The 19,325-nt window shown below is 58.8% G+C and carries 21 protein-coding genes and 1 other RNA gene; 15 read left to right on the forward strand and 7 right to left on the reverse strand.

Annotated elements, in window-relative coordinates:
- The first annotated feature begins 58 nt into the window (after positions 1–58).
- Together ACYZUC_RS25325 and ACYZUC_RS25330 are read left to right on the forward strand one after the other, a co-directional pair.
- Positions 59–700, forward strand: a complete 642-nt coding sequence (locus tag ACYZUC_RS25325) for an MBL fold metallo-hydrolase (protein WP_008025937.1) — start codon at positions 59–61, stop codon at positions 698–700.
- 101 nt (positions 701–801) lie between these two features.
- Positions 802–1,506, forward strand: a complete 705-nt coding sequence (locus ACYZUC_RS25330) for an OmpA family protein (RefSeq protein ID WP_461991124.1) — start codon at positions 802–804, stop codon at positions 1,504–1,506.
- A 254-nt stretch (positions 1,507–1,760) separates the two neighbouring features.
- Here ACYZUC_RS25330 and ACYZUC_RS25335 read toward each other — a convergent pair whose 3' ends face one another.
- A complete protein-coding gene (locus tag ACYZUC_RS25335; RefSeq protein ID WP_008025941.1) occupies positions 1,761–2,195 on the reverse strand; it encodes a Z-ring associated ZapG family protein in 435 nt (144 codons plus the stop codon).
- Between the two features lie 144 nt (positions 2,196–2,339).
- On the opposite strand from ACYZUC_RS25335, the gene ACYZUC_RS25340 reads away from it, so the two are divergent.
- The 3 genes from ACYZUC_RS25340 to zapE all read left to right on the forward strand — a co-directional run bounded on the left by ACYZUC_RS25340 (position 2,340) and on the right by zapE (position 5,534).
- A complete protein-coding gene (locus tag ACYZUC_RS25340; RefSeq protein WP_461996761.1) occupies positions 2,340–2,969 on the forward strand; it encodes an alpha/beta hydrolase in 630 nt (209 codons plus the stop codon).
- Between the two features lie 24 nt (positions 2,970–2,993).
- Positions 2,994–4,349 (forward strand): tryptophan--tRNA ligase, encoded by a 1,356-nt coding sequence (locus ACYZUC_RS25345; RefSeq protein WP_461991126.1) that lies wholly within the window; start codon positions 2,994–2,996, stop codon positions 4,347–4,349.
- Positions 4,350–4,439: 90 nt separating this feature from the next.
- Positions 4,440–5,534: a cell division protein ZapE gene (gene zapE, locus ACYZUC_RS25350; RefSeq protein WP_461991128.1), complete on the forward strand. Its 1,095-nt coding sequence runs from the start codon at positions 4,440–4,442 to the stop codon at positions 5,532–5,534.
- 144 nt (positions 5,535–5,678) lie between these two features.
- On the opposite strand, the gene ACYZUC_RS25355 is transcribed toward zapE, so the two are convergent.
- Entirely contained in the window at positions 5,679–6,575 is an 897-nt protein-coding gene (locus tag ACYZUC_RS25355) for a GlxA family transcriptional regulator (RefSeq protein ID WP_177318159.1), read from the reverse strand.
- 244 nt (positions 6,576–6,819) lie between these two features.
- Between ACYZUC_RS25355 and ACYZUC_RS25360 the strand changes: the two genes are divergently transcribed.
- Positions 6,820–7,956, forward strand: coding sequence for an acyl-CoA dehydrogenase family protein (locus ACYZUC_RS25360; RefSeq protein ID WP_008025951.1), 1,137 nt, complete (start codon positions 6,820–6,822; stop codon positions 7,954–7,956).
- A gap of 80 nt (positions 7,957–8,036) precedes the next feature.
- Here ACYZUC_RS25360 and ACYZUC_RS25365 read toward each other — a convergent pair whose 3' ends face one another.
- Positions 8,037–9,077, reverse strand: a complete 1,041-nt coding sequence (locus ACYZUC_RS25365) for an NADP(H)-dependent aldo-keto reductase (protein ID WP_008025952.1) — start codon at positions 9,075–9,077, stop codon at positions 8,037–8,039.
- Positions 9,078–9,322: 245 nt separating this feature from the next.
- Between ACYZUC_RS25365 and rplM the strand changes: the two genes are divergently transcribed.
- The 7 genes from rplM (at position 9,323) to ACYZUC_RS25400 (ending at position 14,210) form a co-directional block, all read left to right on the forward strand.
- Positions 9,323–9,751: a 50S ribosomal protein L13 gene (rplM, locus tag ACYZUC_RS25370; RefSeq protein WP_007905295.1), complete on the forward strand. Its 429-nt coding sequence runs from the start codon at positions 9,323–9,325 to the stop codon at positions 9,749–9,751.
- Positions 9,752–9,765: 14 nt separating this feature from the next.
- Positions 9,766–10,158, forward strand: a complete 393-nt coding sequence (rpsI, locus tag ACYZUC_RS25375; protein WP_003205364.1) for a 30S ribosomal protein S9 — start codon at positions 9,766–9,768, stop codon at positions 10,156–10,158.
- Between the two features lie 267 nt (positions 10,159–10,425).
- Entirely contained in the window at positions 10,426–11,019 is a 594-nt protein-coding gene (gene petA, locus ACYZUC_RS25380) for a ubiquinol-cytochrome c reductase iron-sulfur subunit (protein ID WP_461991131.1), read from the forward strand.
- Positions 11,019–12,230: a cytochrome b gene (locus tag ACYZUC_RS25385; RefSeq protein ID WP_007943720.1), complete on the forward strand. Its 1,212-nt coding sequence runs from the start codon at positions 11,019–11,021 to the stop codon at positions 12,228–12,230. The genes petA and ACYZUC_RS25385 overlap by 1 nt, the downstream gene beginning before the upstream one ends.
- Positions 12,230–13,012 carry a cytochrome c1 gene (locus ACYZUC_RS25390; RefSeq protein WP_008025956.1) on the forward strand — a complete coding sequence of 261 codons (783 nt, stop codon included), beginning with the start codon at positions 12,230–12,232 and terminating at the stop codon, positions 13,010–13,012. The genes ACYZUC_RS25385 and ACYZUC_RS25390 overlap by 1 nt, the downstream gene beginning before the upstream one ends.
- Positions 13,013–13,162: 150 nt before the next feature.
- Positions 13,163–13,780, forward strand: a complete 618-nt coding sequence (locus tag ACYZUC_RS25395) for a glutathione S-transferase N-terminal domain-containing protein (RefSeq protein WP_007905304.1) — start codon at positions 13,163–13,165, stop codon at positions 13,778–13,780.
- 16 nt (positions 13,781–13,796) lie between these two features.
- Positions 13,797–14,210: a ClpXP protease specificity-enhancing factor gene (locus ACYZUC_RS25400; RefSeq protein ID WP_008037283.1), complete on the forward strand. Its 414-nt coding sequence runs from the start codon at positions 13,797–13,799 to the stop codon at positions 14,208–14,210.
- Between the two features lie 156 nt (positions 14,211–14,366).
- Here ACYZUC_RS25400 and ACYZUC_RS25405 read toward each other — a convergent pair whose 3' ends face one another.
- From ACYZUC_RS25405 to ACYZUC_RS25420, 4 genes are all read right to left on the reverse strand, one after another.
- Positions 14,367–14,945 carry a BON domain-containing protein gene (locus ACYZUC_RS25405; protein ID WP_461991135.1) on the reverse strand — a complete coding sequence of 193 codons (579 nt, stop codon included), beginning with the start codon at positions 14,943–14,945 and terminating at the stop codon, positions 14,367–14,369.
- The gene (locus tag ACYZUC_RS25410; RefSeq protein ID WP_008025961.1) at positions 14,942–15,535 is read right to left on the reverse strand and encodes a phosphoheptose isomerase; all 594 of its coding nucleotides are present in this window, start codon (positions 15,533–15,535) and stop codon (positions 14,942–14,944) included. The genes ACYZUC_RS25405 and ACYZUC_RS25410 overlap by 4 nt, the downstream gene beginning before the upstream one ends.
- A gap of 104 nt (positions 15,536–15,639) precedes the next feature.
- Positions 15,640–16,002, reverse strand: a complete 363-nt coding sequence (locus ACYZUC_RS25415) for a YraN family protein (RefSeq protein WP_008025963.1) — start codon at positions 16,000–16,002, stop codon at positions 15,640–15,642.
- Entirely contained in the window at positions 16,002–17,813 is a 1,812-nt protein-coding gene (locus tag ACYZUC_RS25420; protein WP_461991138.1) for a penicillin-binding protein activator, read from the reverse strand. Before ACYZUC_RS25420 ends, ACYZUC_RS25415 begins: the two co-directional genes overlap by 1 nt.
- 176 nt (positions 17,814–17,989) lie before the next feature.
- Here ACYZUC_RS25420 and rsmI point away from each other — a divergent pair, with 176 nt between their 5' ends.
- Positions 17,990–18,895 (forward strand): 16S rRNA (cytidine(1402)-2'-O)-methyltransferase, encoded by a 906-nt coding sequence (gene rsmI, locus ACYZUC_RS25425; RefSeq protein WP_161990822.1) that lies wholly within the window; start codon positions 17,990–17,992, stop codon positions 18,893–18,895.
- A 75-nt stretch (positions 18,896–18,970) separates the two neighbouring features.
- An RNA gene (rnpB, locus tag ACYZUC_RS25430) (RNase P RNA component class A) lies at positions 18,971–19,324 on the forward strand.
- Position 19,325 lies beyond the last annotated feature (1 nt).

A 19,325-nucleotide genomic window follows, 5' to 3' on the forward strand; every position in this document is an offset into this window, starting at 1 on the left:
GGCTGGACGCAATTGTGTGCGAAAATCCCTCGTCCCCGTTTTTTACGAGCATGCCCCGATGTCCCAGCAACCGACCCTCATCCGCGAAACCTTCCCCGTCGGCCCTTTGCAGTGCAACTGCACGATCATCGGCGATCCGGTGACGAAGAAGGCGATCGTGGTCGATCCGGGCGGCAATCACGAATTGATCCTCGCCCGGCTCGATGCCCTGGGCCTGAAGGTTGTCAGCATCATCCATACCCATGCGCACCTCGATCACTTCCTGGCCTCCGGTCAGTTGAAGGAGAAAACCGGCGCGACCCTGCACTTGCACAAAGAGGATCAGTTCCTCTGGGACAATCTGGAGATGCAATGCCAGATGTTCGGTGTGCCCTACACGCCGGTTCCATCGCCGGATCGCTGGTTGGCCGACGATGAAGAGCTCGCCTGCGGTTGCGGTGTGGCGCTGCACACGCCAGGTCATACGCCGGGTTCCATGAGCTTTTGGTTTTCAGAGGCTAAGCTGCTGATTGCCGGTGACACGTTGTTTCGTCGCGGGGTAGGGCGCACGGACTTGTGGGGTGGCGATCAGGCGACCATCGTGCGTTCGATCAAACAGCGTCTGTACACCCTTGATGAAGACGCAACGGTGGTGACTGGTCATGGTCCGGATACGCGTCTGGGTGATGAAATGCGCGACAACCCTTTTGTGCGGGCTTAAGGGGGCGACGGAATTTTCTGCGTCCGAAATGATCAAACGCCCGCAAAGAACCAATGCCTAAGTCCCGTTGCATCCCAGAATGCAAAAAGTAGGAGCTCTTCATGTTCACCAAGCAGCGTTTGATTATTGTCGCTACGGCTGTGGCCTTGCTGTCAGGCTGCGCCTCGCCTAACCCATATGACAGCAGCCAAGGGCAGGCCGACGGTGGTTCCACGGGCATGAGCAAAACCGCCAAGTACGGCGGCCTCGGCGCTCTGGCGGGTGCGTTGGCCGGTGCCGCCATCAGCCACGATAACCGTGGCAAGGGCGCGCTGATCGGCGCCGCGGTGGTAGGTGCTTCCGCCGCCGGATATGGCTACTACGCCGACCAGCAAGAGAAAAAGCTGCGCGCCAGCATGGCCAACACCGGTGTTGAAGTGCAACGCCAGGGCGATCAGATCAAGCTGATCATGCCGGGCAACATCACGTTCGCCACCGATTCGGCGAACATAGCTTCGAGTTTCTACCAGCCTTTGAATAACCTGGCGGGTTCTCTGAAAGAGTTCAATCAGAACCAGATCGAAATTGTCGGCTACACCGACAGCACCGGCAGCCGTCAACACAACATGGACCTGTCCCAGCGCCGAGCCCAGAGCGTCGCGACCTACCTGACGTCGCAAGGGGTGAGCGGTACCAACCTGAGCGCCCGTGGCGCCGGCCCGGATAGCCCGGTTGCCAGCAATGCCGACGCCAATGGCCGGGCACAGAATCGCCGCGTCGAGGTCAACCTCAAGGCGATTCCGGGTCAGGAGTATCCACAGCAGTAAACGCAGTCCCTTTACCCACCTGACTGAACCCCAGGCGTAAAAAAAACCGCCCGATCCTAAACAGATCGGGCGGTTTTTTTGTGTCGCCAAGTCTGGCCTCTTCGCGAGCAAGCCCGCTCCCACAGGGGAGCGCATTTCAAATGTGGGAGCGGGCTTGCTCGCGAAGGGGCCAGAACAGGCAACAAACATCAGCAACAAAAAAGCCCCCGGACAATCACTCATCCGGGGGCTTTTTCATGTCGCGCGAAACCTGATTACTTCTTCAGGCCGTAATGCTCATCAAGCATGCCCGGCGCGTTCGGGGCTTTGGGGGCGTAGTCGCGAGGCGGCTCCTGATTGCGCGGTGGCGTCAGGCGTTCCCGTGGGGCCGCTGCCGCGTCGGCGTGCAGCGAAGCCAGCAGGCGTTGGCGGGTTTGCTCGTCCAGGGCCAGGCGGTTGGCACCCTCGGCGAGGTGATCCTGCACTTCCTGATAGCTCTGAGTCAGTTTCTTGACCAGGTTTGCAGTGCTGTTGAAGTGGGTAACCACCTCGTTCTGATAACTGTCAAAACGTTCCTGAATGTCATCCAGCTGACGTTGGGTACTGCTCGGCGCGGCGTTCGGCACCAGGCGAGCGATCAGGAATCCAATGGCGACACCCACAACCAGGGCAAGAGTCGGCAACAACCAAACTAAGAGCGAGTGTTCCACGAGTCCTTCCTCTATAAACGGCTTTGCTTTACGTTAACGGCTCGAACCTGCGCTGTATACCGCGATTCACTCGCAATACATCGGCACAGACAATTTGCTAGACGAGTCGACCCGATTCGAGGTCACGGAGTTCCTTCCTTGCTTATGCGCGAAACCCCTGTAGTGATTGACGGCCCGGTCGGGCAATTGGAAGCACTTTACCTGGATATCGAGCAGCCGCGCGGCATCGCGCTGATCTGCCACCCGAACCCGGTGCAGGGCGGCACCATGCTCAACAAAGTGGTCTCGACCCTGCAGCGCACCGCGCGCGATGCTGGTTTGATTACTTTGCGTTTCAACTACCGTGGCGTCGGTGCCAGCGAAGGCTCGCACGACATGGGCACCGGTGAGGTTGACGACGCTCAGGCAGCGGCCGAATGGTTGCGGGCGAAACATCCCGACTTGCCGCTGACGTTGTTCGGTTTCTCCTTCGGTGGTTTTGTTGCAGCAAGTCTCGGCGGACGCCTGGAAGCGCAGGGCGAACAGCTCAAGCATTTGTTCATGGTGGCCGCCGCTGTTACCCGGCTCAATGGTTACGACCTGCTGCCGGTGAACTGCCCGCTGACCCTGATCCAGCCGGAAACCGATGAAGTCATTGACCCGCAAGCCGTCTACGACTGGTCCGAGAAACTCGATCGTCCCCATGAGCTGCTGAAAGTGGCAGAATGCGGACACTTTTTTCATGGCAAGCTGACCGATCTCAAGGATCTGATCCTGCCGCGCCTTTCGAATTGATTGCAGTCTGACAAGCGATTACCCATGACGACTCGTACCCGCATCCTCACCGGCATCACCACCACCGGCACGCCGCACCTGGGCAACTACGCCGGCGCCATCCGCCCGGCGATCCTTGCCAGCCGCGACAGCAATGCCGATTCGTTCTACTTCCTGGCCGACTACCACGCCCTGATCAAATGCGATGACCCGCTGCGAATCCAGCGCTCGCGTCTGGAAATCGCCGCGACCTGGCTGGCCGGTGGCCTGGATGTGGACCGCGTGACGTTCTATCGCCAATCCGACATCCCGGAAATTCCGGAACTGACCTGGCTGCTGACCTGCGTTGCCGCCAAGGGCTTGCTCAACCGCGCCCACGCCTACAAGGCTTCGGTGGACAAGAACGTCGAAACCGGCGAAGACCCGGATGCCGGTATCACCATGGGCCTGTACAGCTATCCGGTGCTGATGGCCGCGGACATTCTGATGTTCAACGCGCACAAGGTGCCGGTCGGTCGTGACCAGATCCAGCACGTGGAAATGGCGCGCGACATCGGTCAGCGCTTTAACCATCTGTTTGGCCAGGGCAAGGAATTCTTCACCATGCCCGAGGCGCTGATCGAAGAAAGCGTGGCCACGTTGCCAGGTCTCGACGGTCGCAAGATGTCGAAGAGCTACGACAACACCATCCCGTTGTTCAGCAGCGCCAAGGAAATGAAGGACGCGATCTCGCGGATCGTCACTGACTCCCGCGCGCCGGGCGAAGCCAAAGATCCGGACAATTCGCACCTGTTCACGCTGTTCCAGGCCTTTGCCACCCCGGCACAGTCCGACGAATTCCGCAGCGAATTGTTGCAGGGCCTGGGTTGGGGCGAGGCGAAGAATCGTCTGTTCCAACTGCTCGACAGCGAACTGGGCGAGTCCCGCGAGCGTTATCACCAACTGATCGAACGCCCGGCTGATCTGGAAGACATCCTGCAAATCGGTGCGAAAAAGGCCCGTGCCGTAGCGACGCCATTCCTCAACGAGCTGCGTGAAGCGGTCGGCCTGCGTTCTTTCGTGGCCCAGACGCAAGTCGCGGCGACCACCAAGAAGAAAGCCGCGAAAGCTGCGCGTTTTGTCAGCTTCCGCGAAGACGACGGCAGTTTCCGCTTCCGCCTGCTGGCGGCCGATGGCGAGCAACTGCTGCTGTCGCGCAACTTCGCCGACGGTAAAACCGCTGGCCAGGTGACCAAACAACTGCAAGCGGGCCAGCCTCTGGACGTGCGCAATGAAGACCTGAACTTCAGCGTCTGGCTGGAAGGCGAGTGCGTGGCCGATAGCCCGGCGTTCGCCGACAGTGCGGCCCGTGACGTTGCCATCGACGCTCTGCGGATTGCGCTGACGCCGGTTCAGGAATAATCAACGGCTCGGTCCGACCAAGGGCCGATTGCCATTCCCACGGGCCATCGCTACAGTGGCGGCCCGTTTTTGTTGCCTTGCTAACGAATTATGACGCCCCTAGAACGATATCAAGCTGATCTGAAACGCCCGGAATTCTTCCATGACGCCGCGCAGGAAACCGCCGTGCGCCATTTGCAGCGCCTGTACGACGATCTGGTCGCGGCCTCGCAGAACAAACCGGGCCTGCTCGGCAAACTGTTTGGCAAGAAAGAACAGGCGCCGGTCAAGGGCCTGTATTTCTGGGGCGGCGTAGGCCGTGGCAAGACTTACCTGGTCGACACCTTCTTCGAAGCGCTGCCGTTCAAGGAAAAGACCCGGACTCACTTCCACCGCTTCATGAAGCGTGTGCACGAAGAGATGAAGACCCTCGGCGGCGAGAAAAACCCGCTGACCATCATCGCCAAGCGTTTCTCCGACGAATCGCGAGTGATCTGTTTCGATGAATTCTTCGTCTCCGACATCACCGACGCGATGATTCTCGGCACGCTGATGGAAGAGCTGTTCAAGAACGGCGTGACCCTGGTCGCCACTTCGAACATCGTCCCAGACGGTTTGTACAAGGACGGTTTGCAGCGTGCGCGCTTCCTGCCGGCCATCGCGCTGATCAAGCAGAACACCGAGATCGTCAACGTCGACAGCGGCGTCGATTATCGTCTGCGTCACCTCGAGCAAGCGGAACTGTTCCATTTCCCGCTCGACGACGCGTCCCACGAAAGCCTGCGCAAGAGCTTCCGCGCCCTGACGCCGGAATGCACGGCGGCCATCGAGAACGATGTGTTGATGATCGAGAACCGCGAAATCCGTGCCTTGCGCACCTGCGATGACGTGGCCTGGTTCGACTTCCGTGAGCTCTGCGACGGCCCGCGCAGCCAGAACGATTACATCGAACTGGGCAAGATCTTCCACGCCGTGCTGCTCAGCGGTGTCGAGCAGATGAGCGTCACCACCGACGACATCGCCCGACGCTTTATCAACATGGTCGACGAGTTCTACGACCGTAACGTGAAGCTGATCATTTCAGCCGAAGTCGAGCTCAAAGACCTCTACACCGGTGGTCGCCTGAACTTCGAGTTCCAGCGCACCCTCAGCCGTCTACTGGAAATGCAATCCCACGAATTCCTGTCCCGGGCACACAAGCCGTAGGAAATTTCGGAAAATGAAAAAGGCCTGCAATTGCAGGCCTTTTTTTTGCGTTGCAGATCCCCTGTAGGAGCACGGCTTGCCGGCGATGGCTATCTCAAGGGCGCCATCGCTAGCAAGCTGTGCTCCTACAGGGTTTGCGGGGTTTTACGCCGCTTGCTGAAACTGCTGCCGATACTGGTTCGGCGACAACTCAGTGTGCTGGCGGAACAGTCGCGCAAAGAAGCTCGCATCGTCGTAACCGACTTCATAACTGATGGTCTTGATGCTCTTGCGACTGCCGGACAGCAAGCCCTTTGCCGTTTCAATGCGCAGGCGTTGCAGGTAATGCAGCGGCTTGTCGCCGGTGGCGGTCTGGAAGCGGCGCATGAAGTTGCGGATGCTCATGCCATGCTCGCGCGCAACGTCTTCGAAGCGAAACTTGTCGGCGAAGTGCTCTTCGAGCCAGTGCTGGATCTGCAGGATGATCACGTCCTGGTGCAGCTTCTGGCCACCGAAGCCGATGCGTCCCGGCGAGTAGCTGCGCTGCACTTCATAGAGAATGTCGCGGGCCACGGCCTGGGCCACGTTGGCGCCGCAGAAACGCTCGATCAGGTAGATATAGAGGTCGCACGCCGACGTGGTGCCGCCGGCGCAATAGAGGTTGTCGGCGTCGGTCAGGTGTTTGTCCTGATTGAGATAAACCCTCGGGAAGCGCTCGGCAAACGCGTTGAAGAAGCGCCAGTAAGTGGTCGCTTCCTTGCCGTCGAGCAACCCGGCTTCCGCGAGCCAGAACACCCCGGTGGCCTCGCCGCACAGTACTGCCCCGCGCGCATGCTGCTGGCGCAACCACGGCAGGATCTGTGGGTAACGTTGGCAAAGGGTTTCGAAATCGTCCCAGAACGCCGGGAGGATGATGACGTCAGCGTTTTCCAGGCCGCCGTCCACCGGCATGATCACGTCGCTGAAGCTGTTGACCGGTTTGCCGTCGGGGCTGACCAGGCGCGTTTCGAACGCGGGTGTCAGGCCCTGGCCCAGTTGTTTGCCGTAACGCAGGCTGGCCAGGTGGAAGAAATCCTTGGCTTGCATGAGGGTGGAAGCGAAAACCCGGTCGATAGCCAGGATGCTGACGCGCCGCAAGGGCGTGGAGACTTGGTTAGACATAATTCAACTTTATTCTTATAGGGGAAAGTGGTCACCAGACGGCTGGATCGTCTTATTTTTTGTCGGATGTGTCCAGTGTCCTGTATCGGAAGCGAGGCTTAGTCTCTGAAGGTCTATTCCTTCTAACAATAACGACAGGTGCCGCATGATCCCCAGAACCTTGTTCAGTTCCGAGCACGAACTTTTTCGCGACAGCGTGCGAACCTTCCTCGAAAAAGAGGCTGTGCCGTTTCATGGGCAATGGGAAAAACAAGGCTATATCGACCGCCAGCTCTGGAACAAGGCAGGGGAGGCGGGGATGCTCTGTTCGCACCTGCCGGAAGAGTACGGCGGGCTGGGAGCGGATTTTCTCTACAGTGCGGTGGTGATCGAAGAGGTGGGTCGTCTGGGGCTGACCGGGATCGGTTTTTCCCTGCATTCCGACATCGTCGCGCCGTACATCCTGCATTACGGCAGCGAAACGCTGAAACACAAATACCTGCCAAAACTGGTGTCCGGCGAGATGGTCACCGCGATTGCCATGACCGAGCCGGGTGCCGGTTCCGACCTGCAAGGGGTGAAAACCACGGCGGTGCTCGATGGCGATGAATATGTGATCAACGGTTCGAAGACGTTCATCACCAACGGCTATCTCGCGGACCTGGTGATTGTCGTGGCCAAGACCGATCCGAAGGCGGGCGCGAAGGGCACCAGCCTGTTTCTGGTCGAGGCCGACACACCGGGTTTTGCCAAGGGCAAGCGCCTGGAAAAAGTCGGCATGAAAGCGCAGGACACCTCGGAGCTGTTCTTCCAGGATGTTCGCGTGCCGAAAGAAAACCTGTTGGGCCAGGCCGGGATGGGGTTTGCGTATCTGATGCAGGAATTGCCGCAAGAGCGTCTGACGGTTGCTGTTGGCGGACTGGCATCGGCTGAGGCTGCGCTGCAATGGACGCTGGAATACACCCGCGAGCGCAAGGCGTTCGGCAAGGCGATTGCCGACTTCCAGAACACCCGTTTCAAGCTGGCGGAGATGGCGACTGAAATCCAGATTGGCCGGGTCTTCGTCGATCGCTGCCTGGAGCTGCACCTGCAAGGCAAGCTCGATGTGCCGACGGCGGCGATGGCCAAGTACTGGGGCACGGACCTGCAATGCAAGGTGCTCGACGAGTGCGTGCAGTTGCATGGCGGCTACGGGTTCATGTGGGAATACCCGATCGCCCGGGCGTGGGCGGATGCGCGGGTGCAGCGGATTTATGCGGGCACCAACGAAATCATGAAGGAGATTATCGCCAGATCATTGTAGGAGCCGGCTTGCCGGCGATCGGTTCGGCGCGGCACCGCGTCGTCTTTGATCGCTGGCAAGCCAGCTCCTACATGTGCGGGTTACGGTGCTGGATTCGGGTGATCCTTGTGGATCGCCTCAATCCCCGCCAGCACTTCATCGGAAAGTTTCAGCTCGAAGCTGGCAATGTTGCTGTCCAGCTGTTCCAGCGTCGTTGCGCCGATGATGTTGCTGGTTACGAACGGCTGCTGCGTCACAAACGCCAAGGCCATTTGCGCCGGGTCCAGACCGTGCTCGCGGGCCAGTGCCACGTAACGGCTGCAGGCGGCTTCCGACTGTGGATTGAAATAGCGGCTGAAGCGGCTGTAGAGGCTCAGGCGACCTTTCGGCGGACGCGCGCCACCTTCGTACTTGCCCGACAGGAAACCGAACGCCAGCGGCGAATAGGCCAGCAGGCCGCACTGTTCGCGGATGGCGATTTCCGCCAGGCCGACTTCGAAACTGCGGTTGAGCAGGTTGTACGGGTTCTGGATCGACACTGCACGCGGCCAGCCACGGGCTTCGGCCAGCGCCAGGAAACGCATGGTGCCCCACGGTGTTTCGTTGGACAGACCGATGTGGCGGATCTTGCCGGCCTTGACCTGTTCGTCCAACGCTTCGAGGGTGTCCTCCAGCGGCGTCAGGTTCGCTTCGCTCTTGTGTTTGTAGCCCAGTTGACCGAAGAAATTGGTGCTGCGCTCCGGCCAGTGCAATTGATAGAGGTCGATGTAGTCGGTCTGCAGGCGCTTGAGGCTCGCATCCACGGCTTCGGTGATGTGCTGGCGGTTGTGGCGCAGGTTTTTGTCGCGGATGTAGTCGATGGTGTTGCCAGGACCGGCGATCTTGCTGGCCAGGATCCAGTCGGCGCGATCACCGCGGCTTTTGAAGTAATTGCCGATGTAGCGCTCGGTGGTGGCGTAGGTTTCAGCTTTCGGTGGTACCGGGTACATCTCGGCGGTGTCGATGAAATTGATCCCGGCGCTTTTGGCCCGTTCAATCTGAGCGAAGGCTTCAGCTTCACTGTTTTGCTCGCCCCAGGTCATGGTTCCGAGGCAGATGGCGCTCACGTTCAGATTGGTTCGGCCTAGCTGTCGATAGTCCATCGGGTGCTCCTTGGGCAAAACAATCATAAAAGCAGGTTGAAATATTTTTCGCAATCTGCATAATTGCGCACCTCTTTCTGCAGTGGAAGTGATGCGCCGCCGCCGAAGAATCTTGCCGTTGAACGGACGCGCCGACCCGAGCCCCCGAAAGCGTCTGTATCCGGCTGCCTTTGACTTGTCAAAGTACGCACTATTCAGTAAGATCCGCCGTCTAATTTACAGGGCGGCCCCTGAGGCTATAAAGAATGAAAACTTTTACTGCTAAACCGGAAACAGTACAGCGCGACTGGTTTGTCGTCGACGCTGCAGGTCAGACCCTGGGTCGTCTGGCCACCGAAATCGCGAGCCGTCTGCGTGGCAAGCATAAAGCTGAGTACACTCCTCACGTTGACACCGGCGATTACATCGTCGTTATCAATGCCGAGCAGATTCGTGTAACCGGTGCTAAAACCACCGACAAAATCTACTACTCCCACTCCGGTTTCCCGGGCGGCATCAAGTCGATCAACTTCGAAAAGCTGATCGCTAAAGCCCCTGAGCGCGTGATCGAGACCGCGGTCAAAGGCATGCTGCCTAAGAACCCGCTGGGTCGCGACATGTATCGTAAGCTGAAAGTCTATGCGGGCGCTGTACACCCTCATACTGCTCAGCAGCCCCAAGAACTGAAGTTTTAACGGAATAGTTCATTATGTCGGCGACTCAAAATTACGGCACTGGCCGTCGCAAGACCGCAACCGCACGCGTTTTCCTGCGTCCGGGTACTGGTAACATCTCCATCAACAACCGTTCGCTGGATAATTTCTTCGGCCGCGAAACTGCCCGCATGGTAGTTCGTCAGCCGCTGGAATTGACTGAGACTGTCGAGAAGTTCGACATCTACGTCACCGTGATCGGCGGTGGTGTAAGTGGTCAAGCTGGCGCAATCCGCCACGGCATCACTCGCGCTCTGATGGACTACGACGAAACCCTGCGTGGCGCTCTGCGCAAAGCTGGCTTCGTTACCCGCGACGCCCGTGAAGTTGAACGTAAGAAAGTCGGTCTGCGTAAAGCGCGTAAGCGTCCGCAGTACTCGAAGCGTTAATTCGCTTTCACGTTCAAAAAGAACGCCCAGTTTCCTCACGGAGCTGGGCGTTTTTTTATGGGTGCGATTTATCAAAGAATTGCTCTGTGACAACTTGCCACATCCGCAGAGCCCCTATACTACAAGGCTTGGCAGTGGAGCCCTTCGGTAATTACCTTGTCAGAATTGGGGCTTTTCATTACCATTCGGCAAAATTTTTATAAGTACATAGTTTTACTTAGTAGATGCCTGATTTAACAGGCCACAAAGCTGATGGGAGAGGACTGAATGAGCAATGACGGCGTGAATGCAGGCCGGCGTCGCTTCTTGGTAGCAGCCACATCCGTGGTGGGTGCTGCAGGAGCGGTGGGGGCTGCGGTCCCGTTCGTGGGGTCATGGTTTCCCAGTGCCAAGGCGAAAGCCGCAGGTGCACCGGTGAAAGTGAATGTCAGCAAAATCGAGCCAGGCCAGCAGATGATTGCTGAGTGGCGCGGTCAGCCGGTGTTCATTGTCCGCCGTACCGTGGAAATCCTGGGGAATCTGAAAAAGATCGAGGGCCAGCTGGCTGACCCGACCTCCAAGAACTCGACACAACCGACCTATGTCGACCCGGAAACGCGTTCGATCAAGCCAGAGGTTCTGCTGCTGATCGGTATCTGTACGCACCTGGGTTGCTCGCCGACCTTCCGTCCTGAAGTGGCACCTGCTGATCTGGGCAAGGACTGGGTAGGCGGCTATTTCTGCCCGTGCCACGGTTCCCACTACGATCTGGCTGGCCGCGTCTACAAGTCGCAACCTGCGCCTTTGAACCTGCCAGTTCCCCCGCATTCCTATGAGACCGATGAGATTATTGTCATTGGCGTCGATACGGAGAAAGCGTGATGAGCAAGTTCATGGATTGGGTTGATGCGCGCTTTCCCGCGACCAAAATGTGGGAAGACCATCTCAGCAAGTACTACGCCCCGAAGAACTTCAACTTCTTCTACTTCTTTGGTTCCCTGGCGCTGCTCGTTCTGGTCAACCAGATCGTTACCGGTGTCTGGCTGACCATGAGCTACACCCCGTCGGCGGAAGAAGCGTTTGCTTCCGTCGAATACATCATGCGCGACGTCGAGTACGGCTCGATCCTGCGTCTGCTGCACTCCACCGGCGCTTCGGCGTTCTTCATCGTGGTCTATCTGCACATGTTCCGTGGCTTGCTCTACGGTTCGTACCAGAAGCCGCGTGAGCTGGTGTGGGTGTTCGGCATGCTGATCTACCTGGCGCTGATGGCGGAAGCCTTCATGGGTTACCTGCTGCCGTGGGGCCAGATGTCCTACTGGGGTGCCCAGGTGATCATCTCGCTGTTCGGTGCGATCCCGGTCATCGGTAACGACCTGACTCAGTGGATCCGTGGTGACTACCTGATTTCCGGTATCACGCTGAACCGCTTCTTCGCCCTGCACGTTGTTGCCCTGCCGATCGTGATTCTCGGTCTGGTGGTGCTGCACGTTCTGGCGCTGCACGAAGTCGGCTCGAACAACCCGGACGGCGTGGACATCAAGAAATACAAAGACGAAAACGGCGTACCGCTGGACGGCATTGCCTTCCACCCGTACTACACCGTGAAAGATATCGTCGGCGTGGTGGTGTTCCTGTTCATCTTCTGCTCGATCGTGTTCTTCTTCCCGGAAATGGGCGGCTACTTCCTCGAGAAGCCGAACTTTGAAGTGGCGAACGCGTTCAAGACCCCAGAGCACATTGCTCCGGTCTGGTACTTCACACCGTTCTACGCGATTCTGCGGGCGGTTCCGGACAAGCTCCTGGGCGTTATCGCCATGGGTGCGGCCATCGCTGTACTGTTCGTCCTGCCATGGCTGGACCGTAGCCCGGTCAAGTCGATGCGTTACAAGGGCTGGCTAAGCAAGATCTGGCTTTGGGTGTTCTGCATATCGTTCGTGATTCTGGGCGTGCTGGGTGTTCTGGCGCCGACTCCAGGCCGTACGTTGCTGTCGCAGGTGTGTACTTTCCTGTACTTCGCCTACTTCATTCTGATGCCTTTCTATACCAGGCTCGAGAAGACCAAACCGGTTCCGGAAAGGGTGACTGGCTGATGAAAAAGCTATTTGCTGTACTGATTCTTGCTGCTTTGCCTGTACTGTCCTTCGCTGCCGAGCACGGTGGCCCCGAGCTGGAAAAGGTCGATATCGACGTTTCCGACAAGGCCGCCATGCAAGATGGCGCGCGTACATTCGCCAACTACTGCATGGGCTGTCACAGCGCCAAGTTCCAGCGCTATGAGCGTGTTGCTGACGATCTGGGTATTCCTCACGATCTGATGCTGTCGAAGCTGGTGTTCACCGGCGCCAAGATCGGCGACCACATGAGCATCGGCATGCAGCCGGCTGACGCCAAGACCTGGTTCGGTGCTGCACCGCCCGACCTGACCCTGGTGGCTCGTGTTCGCGGTACGGACTGGCTCTACGGCTACTTGAAGTCGTTCTACGAAGATCCGTCGCGTCCTTGGGGCGTGAACAACAAGGTTTTCCCGAACGTGGGCATGCCTAACGTCCTGGTGGGCCTGCAAGGTCGTCAGGTTGTCGGTTGCAAACAGGTCCAGATCGTCGAAGACGGCAAGAAGCAATATGATCCGCTGACCGGTACCGCGCTGACTCATGAAGCGTGCGATCAGCTGACCATCGTGCCGAAGAGCGGTGCTCTGACCGAAGAGCAGTTCGATGAGAAGGTCAAGAATCTGGTAACCTTCCTCGCTTACTCGGCTAACCCGGTTAAGCTGCAGCATCAGCGCATTGGTACCTACGTCTTGCTGTACCTGGCGTTCTTCTTCGTATTCGCCTACTTGCTCAAGCGCGAATACTGGAAAGATGTGCACTGATAAAGTTTCAAGCAATTGCTGTTAATCGCGCGCGCCCAAGGGCGTCTCTGAAGGTGTAACGAGTCTGGTGATCCAGGCGTTACGGGAGGCGTCCTCTGGGCGCGCTCGTTTTTCCGCTTCCGATAATTTCAACAAGCGAGGAGGACCGCCATGGGCGTGACCAATCGGTTGGCCTGTTACTCCGACCCCGCCGACCACTATTCCCACCGAGTGCGCATCGTACTTGCAGAGAAGGGTGTCAGCGCCGAGATCATTTACGTGGAAGCTGGCCGCCAGCCGCCTAAACTGATTGAGGTGAACCCTTACGGAAGCCTGCCCACCCTGGTCGATCGTGACCTGGCGTTGTGGGAGTCGACCGTGGTGATGGAATATCTGGATGAGCGTTACCCGCATCCGCCTTTGCTGCCGGTTTATCCAGTGGCGCGTGCCAACAGCCGTTTGCTGATTCATCGTATTCAGCGTGACTGGTGTGGTCTGGTGGATCTGATTCTGGATTCGCGGACCAAGGAAGCTGCCCGTGTCGTTGCTCGTAAAGAGCTGCGCGAAAGCCTGACTGGCGTGTCGCCGCTGTTCGCCGACAAGCCGTTTTTCCTCAGCGAGGAACAAAGTCTGGTGGATTGCTGCCTACTACCAATACTCTGGCGCTTGCCGATTCTGGGTATTGAACTGCCACGGCCCGCCAAGCCGTTGCTTGATTATATGGAGCGCTCGTTTGCGCGTGAGGCTTTCCAGGCGAGTCTGTCTGGTGTCGAACGCGATATGCGCTAAGGCTTAAGGAGCCGCTATGAACTCCAGTCGACCTTATCTGGTCCGCGCGCTCTACGAGTGGATTGTGGACAACGATTGCACCCCGCACATGCTGGTCAATTCCGAGTATCCGTCGGTGCAGGTGCCTCAGGGTTTTGCCAGTGACGGACAGATTGTCCTGAACGTATCGCCGGCTGCCGTGCGTCATCTGCACATGGACAACGAAGCGGTCAGCTTCGAGGGGCGCTTCGGTGGTGTGCCGCACACCCTGTACGTGCCTATCGCATCGATCCTGGGCATTTACGCCCGGGAGAACGGTCAGGGCATGGTGTTCGATCTGGAATCGCCTATGGAAGACGAGGAAGAGATCGAGCCGGATGATGATCTTCCGCCGCCAGACAGTGAGCCACCGCGCCCAAGCGGTCGGCCAAGTTTGAAAGTGGTGAAGTAATAAAAAAGGCGATCCGAAAGGATCGCCTTTTTTAGTACGGCAATATTGCAGTAACTGGCTTGCCGGCGATGGCGTCCTTGAAATCGCCATCGCCGGCAAGCCGGCTCCTACAAGGGTGATGGCGTTCTCAAGAATGCCGTCACCGAGCAGCAATTATCAGTCGATGTATTCAAACAGCTTCACAATCTTCTGTACCCCGGAAACACCCTGCACCAGATTGGTCGCCTGGGCGGCTTCCTGCTTGGTCAGCAGACCCAGCAAATAGACGATGCCGTTTTCAGTGACTACCTTGATGCGCGAGCCCGGGATGTTCGCATCGGCGAGCATCTGGGTCTTGATCTTGGAGGTCAGCCAGGTGTCGTTCTGGCGGGCGAGGAAGCCGGAAGGCGGCAGCACCTGCAGTTCGTTGTGCACCGTTTTTACGCGCTGAACGGCGGCGGCGGCCTGTTCAGCCTTGGCCTTGAGGTCTGCGCGCGGCGTTTGGCCGGCGAGCAGTACGACGCCGTTGAAGCTGGTGACAACGATGTGCGAATCGTTGTCCAGGGCTGGGTCGGCCTTGGCAATGTTCACGCCGACCTTGGTGTCGATCAGGGAGTCGTCGATCTTGCTGCCTAAGGTGCGTGTGCCGCGGTCATCATCGATCGGCGCTTCACGGCTGGCATTCACCACCGAGGTGCAGCCGCTGATACCGAGGCACAGGGTCAAGGCCAGAAGGCCTAGGCGATTAGGGGTCATTCTTCACTCCCGAACAGTTGGCTGTCGATCAAATCGCAAAGGCAATGGATCGCCAGCAGGTGGACTTCCTGAATACGTGCGGTGACGTTGGCCGGTACGCGAATCTCGACGTCCTCCGGCAATAGCAGCGACGCCATGCCGCCGCCATCGCGACCAGTCAATGCTACGACAATCATTTCGCGATCATGTGCGGCCTGGATCGCTTGAATAATGTTCGCCGAGTTGCCGCTGGTGGAAATCGCCAGCAGTACGTCGCCCGGCTGGCCGAGCGCGCGGATCTGCTTGGAGAAGATTTCGTTGTAGCTGTAGTCGTTGGCGATCGAGGTGATCGTCGAACTGTCTGTGGTCAGCGCGATGGCCGGCAGGCTCGGACGCTCACGTTCGAAGCGGTTGAGCAGCTCGGACGAGAAATGCTGGGCATCGCCCGCAGAACCGCCGTTGCCGCAGGAGAGCATTTTGCCCTCGTTGAGCAGGGCGTTGACCATCACTTGGCTGGCTTGCTCGATGTGCGGTGCAAGTACGTCCATCGCCATTTGCTTGGTGTCGATACTGGCCTGAAAAAGCTGGCGAATTCGGGATTGCATGTCCATCTGTGTGACCTTAATTAGCGCGGCTACTCGGCACATGAATGTGCAGCCCGCAAAGCAAAGAGCAAAATTGTCGGGTGAAAGTGTCCGGTTCGGGACGCACGCGATCAGCTGTCGAAGGCATTCTGCAGCCAGTTCAACTGATCGAGGCTGCTGTCGATGGCAACCACGTCGAAACGGCAAGGGGAATTGGCCCAACGCGACTCGCGCTGAAGAAAATACTGCGCGGCAAAAATCAGTTTCTGCCGTTTGCGCTCATCGATGCTATCGAGCGCGCCACCCCATTGAGTGTTTTTTCTGTAGCGAACTTCAACGAATACTACTGTATCGCCATCAAGCATGACCAGATCAAGCTCGCCGCGTTTACACAACCAGTTCTGCGCCAGCAGGCGCAGACCCTGTTGTTGCAGATGCTCGAGCGCATGGCGCTCGGCATCTTTACCGCTTTGCTGGCGTGACCTGTCAGGCATCAGCGCGGGGTGTCCGGCAGGCGTTGAACCTGGCCGTTGGCGAACTGTGCCCACGGCAACTGGCGCACGACGCGCTGGTTCTGAGTCATGCCCAGGCTACCCGATTGACCTTCGATGCGGCTGTCCGGCAGCGCCTTGAGTTGCCCCAGGCGCGGAGCCAGGCGGTAGGCGTCGACGCCCATCGCATACAAACGACCCAGGCTGCCGGCGGCTTGTGGCCATTGTGTGGTCACTTGCTTGCGCAGCGGGTCATTGGCGTCCAGCAGCCATGGGGTTTCGCAGAAGCGAATGCCGTTCATGTCGTTGTACTGGTTCACGTCGCCGCTGGCACTGAATACGTGGGACGTGGCGTAAACCGGCACATCGCCTGCGTATTGGAAGTTCAGGGTCGGTTTGATCTGCTGGGCTTGCTGAGGTGTGGCGGCCAGGAAGATGAACTCGATGTCCTGGCGACGCGAAGGCTGGGCAGCGACCTGAGAACCGACGGTGCTTTGCAGACTCTTGGCGCGGCCTTCGCTCTGGCGCAGCTGGAACATGTCGGCAATCTGCTGGGCCAGTTGCACCGGCTGATCAACGCGCTCGGTGGCAACGATGCTGCCGCCGTTGGCTTGCCAGTCCTGGCTGAACGCTCTGAGTACGCGGTCGCCCCATTCGCCTTTCGGCACCATGATCGCGGCGCGATGCAGGCCATCGGCGCGAGCGCGACGGGATACTTCGCGGGCTTCGTCTTCAGCGGCAAGACCGAACTGGAACAGCTGGGCCGGGCCTTGTTCGCCTTCGCTGTAGTTCAGTGCCAGGGTCGTGATCGGCAGTTGTGGACGGGTGCTGAGCTGTTTGACCAGCGGCTTTTCCAGCGGACCGACGACCAACTGAACGCCATCGGCCTGGGCCTTGCGATAGAACTCATCCATCGAGGTCAGGCGCGAACTGTCATAGAACTCGATGGCAGGCGGCTTCTGGCCGGCCTGTTGAGCCTGGTAGTGCGCCGCCATGAAACCTTCGCGAAGCGCTTTGCCGACCGATGCCAGCGGGCCGTCTTGCGGCAGCAGCAGGGCGATTTTGCTCAGAGGCTGGCTGGCCAGTTCCTTGAGATTGGTCAGTGACAGCGGCAGCTGGATGGCGGCCGGGTGTTTAGGGTTCTGGGCGCGCCAGTTGTCGATCGCGGCTTGTTGCTGCTCAAGCGTGCCGGCCGTTTTAACCGCCAGCGCCAGGCCCATCCAGCCGCCGAGGTCGTCCTTGGTGGTTGGCTGCAATTGGTCGGTTGGCAGCGAAGCGATCAGAGTCCAGATCGCTTCGTGGTTTTTGCCTGCCGCTTCACCGCTCAACATCGGCGCGATGAAAATACGCTCCCGTGCGGCGGCGAGGGTCTGGCCATCGGCCTCAAGGGCGCGGGCGTGCACGGTGCCGGTGCGAACCTGTTGCTCGACAGGCAGTTCACCCAGGCGTTGCAGGCTTGGATGGCTCAATGCCGTCAGGGCTGCTTTCGGCTGATTGCGCACCATGGCCAGTTCGGCTGCCAGCGTGCTGGCGAAGACCTGTTGGCCGGGCTTGAGTTGCTCGACCGGCACTTGTTGCAGGATTTGCGCGGACTGGCCGGCATTGCCCTGGCGATAAGCGAGGTCGGCCGCACTCAGGCGAAACAGCGCGGCTTGTTCCGGCGTTTTGCTTTTGGCGGCCTGATCGAGCAGTTGCTCGATACTGGCATCCGGGGTCCGTGGAAGTTCGCCAAGGCTGGAAGAGGGCGAGCTGGCGCAAGCCGCCAGCAAGGCAGCGAGGCAGAGGGCAGTGAACAGCCGCAGGCAAGCGATCATGTAGTGTTCCTGATACTCGATCAAATAAGCATGGAATTGTACCCAAGCACTGGCCGGGGCGCGATGTTACTGGCGTGAATCGATCAATTTAGCTCGTACAAATGTTGCAGCACTGCACCGAAGCCTGAAAAAACCGGGGTTGCTTGCGCGTATCGCAAACGTCGCTACGCGCTACAATGGCGGCTTTTACCGATCATGAGGTGTGCGCTTTGACTGCTCCAGGTGCTTTGAATTCCGCTGCTGGCTCGCTTTATGTGGTGGCGACGCCCATCGGCAACCTGGACGACATCAGTGCGCGCGCGCTGAAGATCCTGCGCGAAGTGGCATTGATCGCTGCTGAAGACACCCGTCACTCCCAGCGGTTGATGCAGCATTTCGGCATCCCCACGCCGCTGGCGGCTTGCCACGAGCACAACGAGCGGGATGAAGGTAGCCGCTTTATCACCCGCCTGCTTGCCGGTGACGATGTGGCGCTGATCTCCGACGCCGGGACGCCGCTGATCTCCGATCCGGGTTATCACCTGGTGCGTCAGGCCCGTGCGGCCGGAATCAATGTCGTGCCAGTCCCGGGGGCCTGTGCATTGATTGCGGCGCTGTCGGCAGCGGGTTTGCCGTCGGACCGTTTTATCTTCGAAGGCTTCCTGCCGGCCAAGGCGGTCGGTCGTCGGGCTCGTCTGGAACTGGTAAAGGAAGAGCCGCGCACGCTGATTTTTTACGAGGCTCCGCACCGGATCCTGGAATGCCTGCAAGACATGGAGCTGGTCTTCGGTGGCGAGCGTCCGGCGTTGCTGGCGCGCGAACTGACCAAAACCTTCGAAACCCTGAAAGGCCTGCCATTGGCCGAGCTGCGCGAGTTTGTCGAGTCGGACAGCAATCAGCAGCGCGGTGAGTGCGTGGTGTTGGTGGCGGGCTGGTCCGCCCCCGAGACCGAAGATGCCGTCAGCAGTGAAGCCATGCGCATCCTTAACCTGTTGCTCGAAGAAATGCCGCTCAAGCGGGCCGCAGCATTGGCGGCGCAAATTACCGGCGAACGCAAGAATGTCCTGTATCAGGTCGCGCTGGATAAGCAGAAGGGCGAGTAAAACCCGACGTGCAGGCGTGGCTGATGGCGTTTAACGCTTGTTCTTCGGCCGCTCTGCCGTTAACCTTCGCGGCGGAGAGTCGATCGGACAGTCGCTGCCCTCTATGAAAATTAGGGGGGGGAGGAAAGTCCGGGCTCCATAGGGCGAAGTGCCAGGTAATGCCTGGGAGGCGTGAGCCTACGGAAAGTGCCACAGAAAATAACCGCCTAAGCGCTTCGGCGCCGGTAAGGGTGAAAAGGTGCGGTAAGAGCGCACCGCACGTCTGGCAACAGTTCGTGGCTAGGTAAACCCCACTTGGAGCAAGACCAAATAGGGTCCCAAGGCGTGGCCCGCGCTGGGACCGGGTAGGTTGCTAAAGATGTCCAGTGATGGCCATCGTAGACGAATGACTGTTCAAGACAGAACCCGGCTTACAGATCGACTCTCCACC

The organism is Pseudomonas sp. GT1P32, from assembly GCF_054897805.1.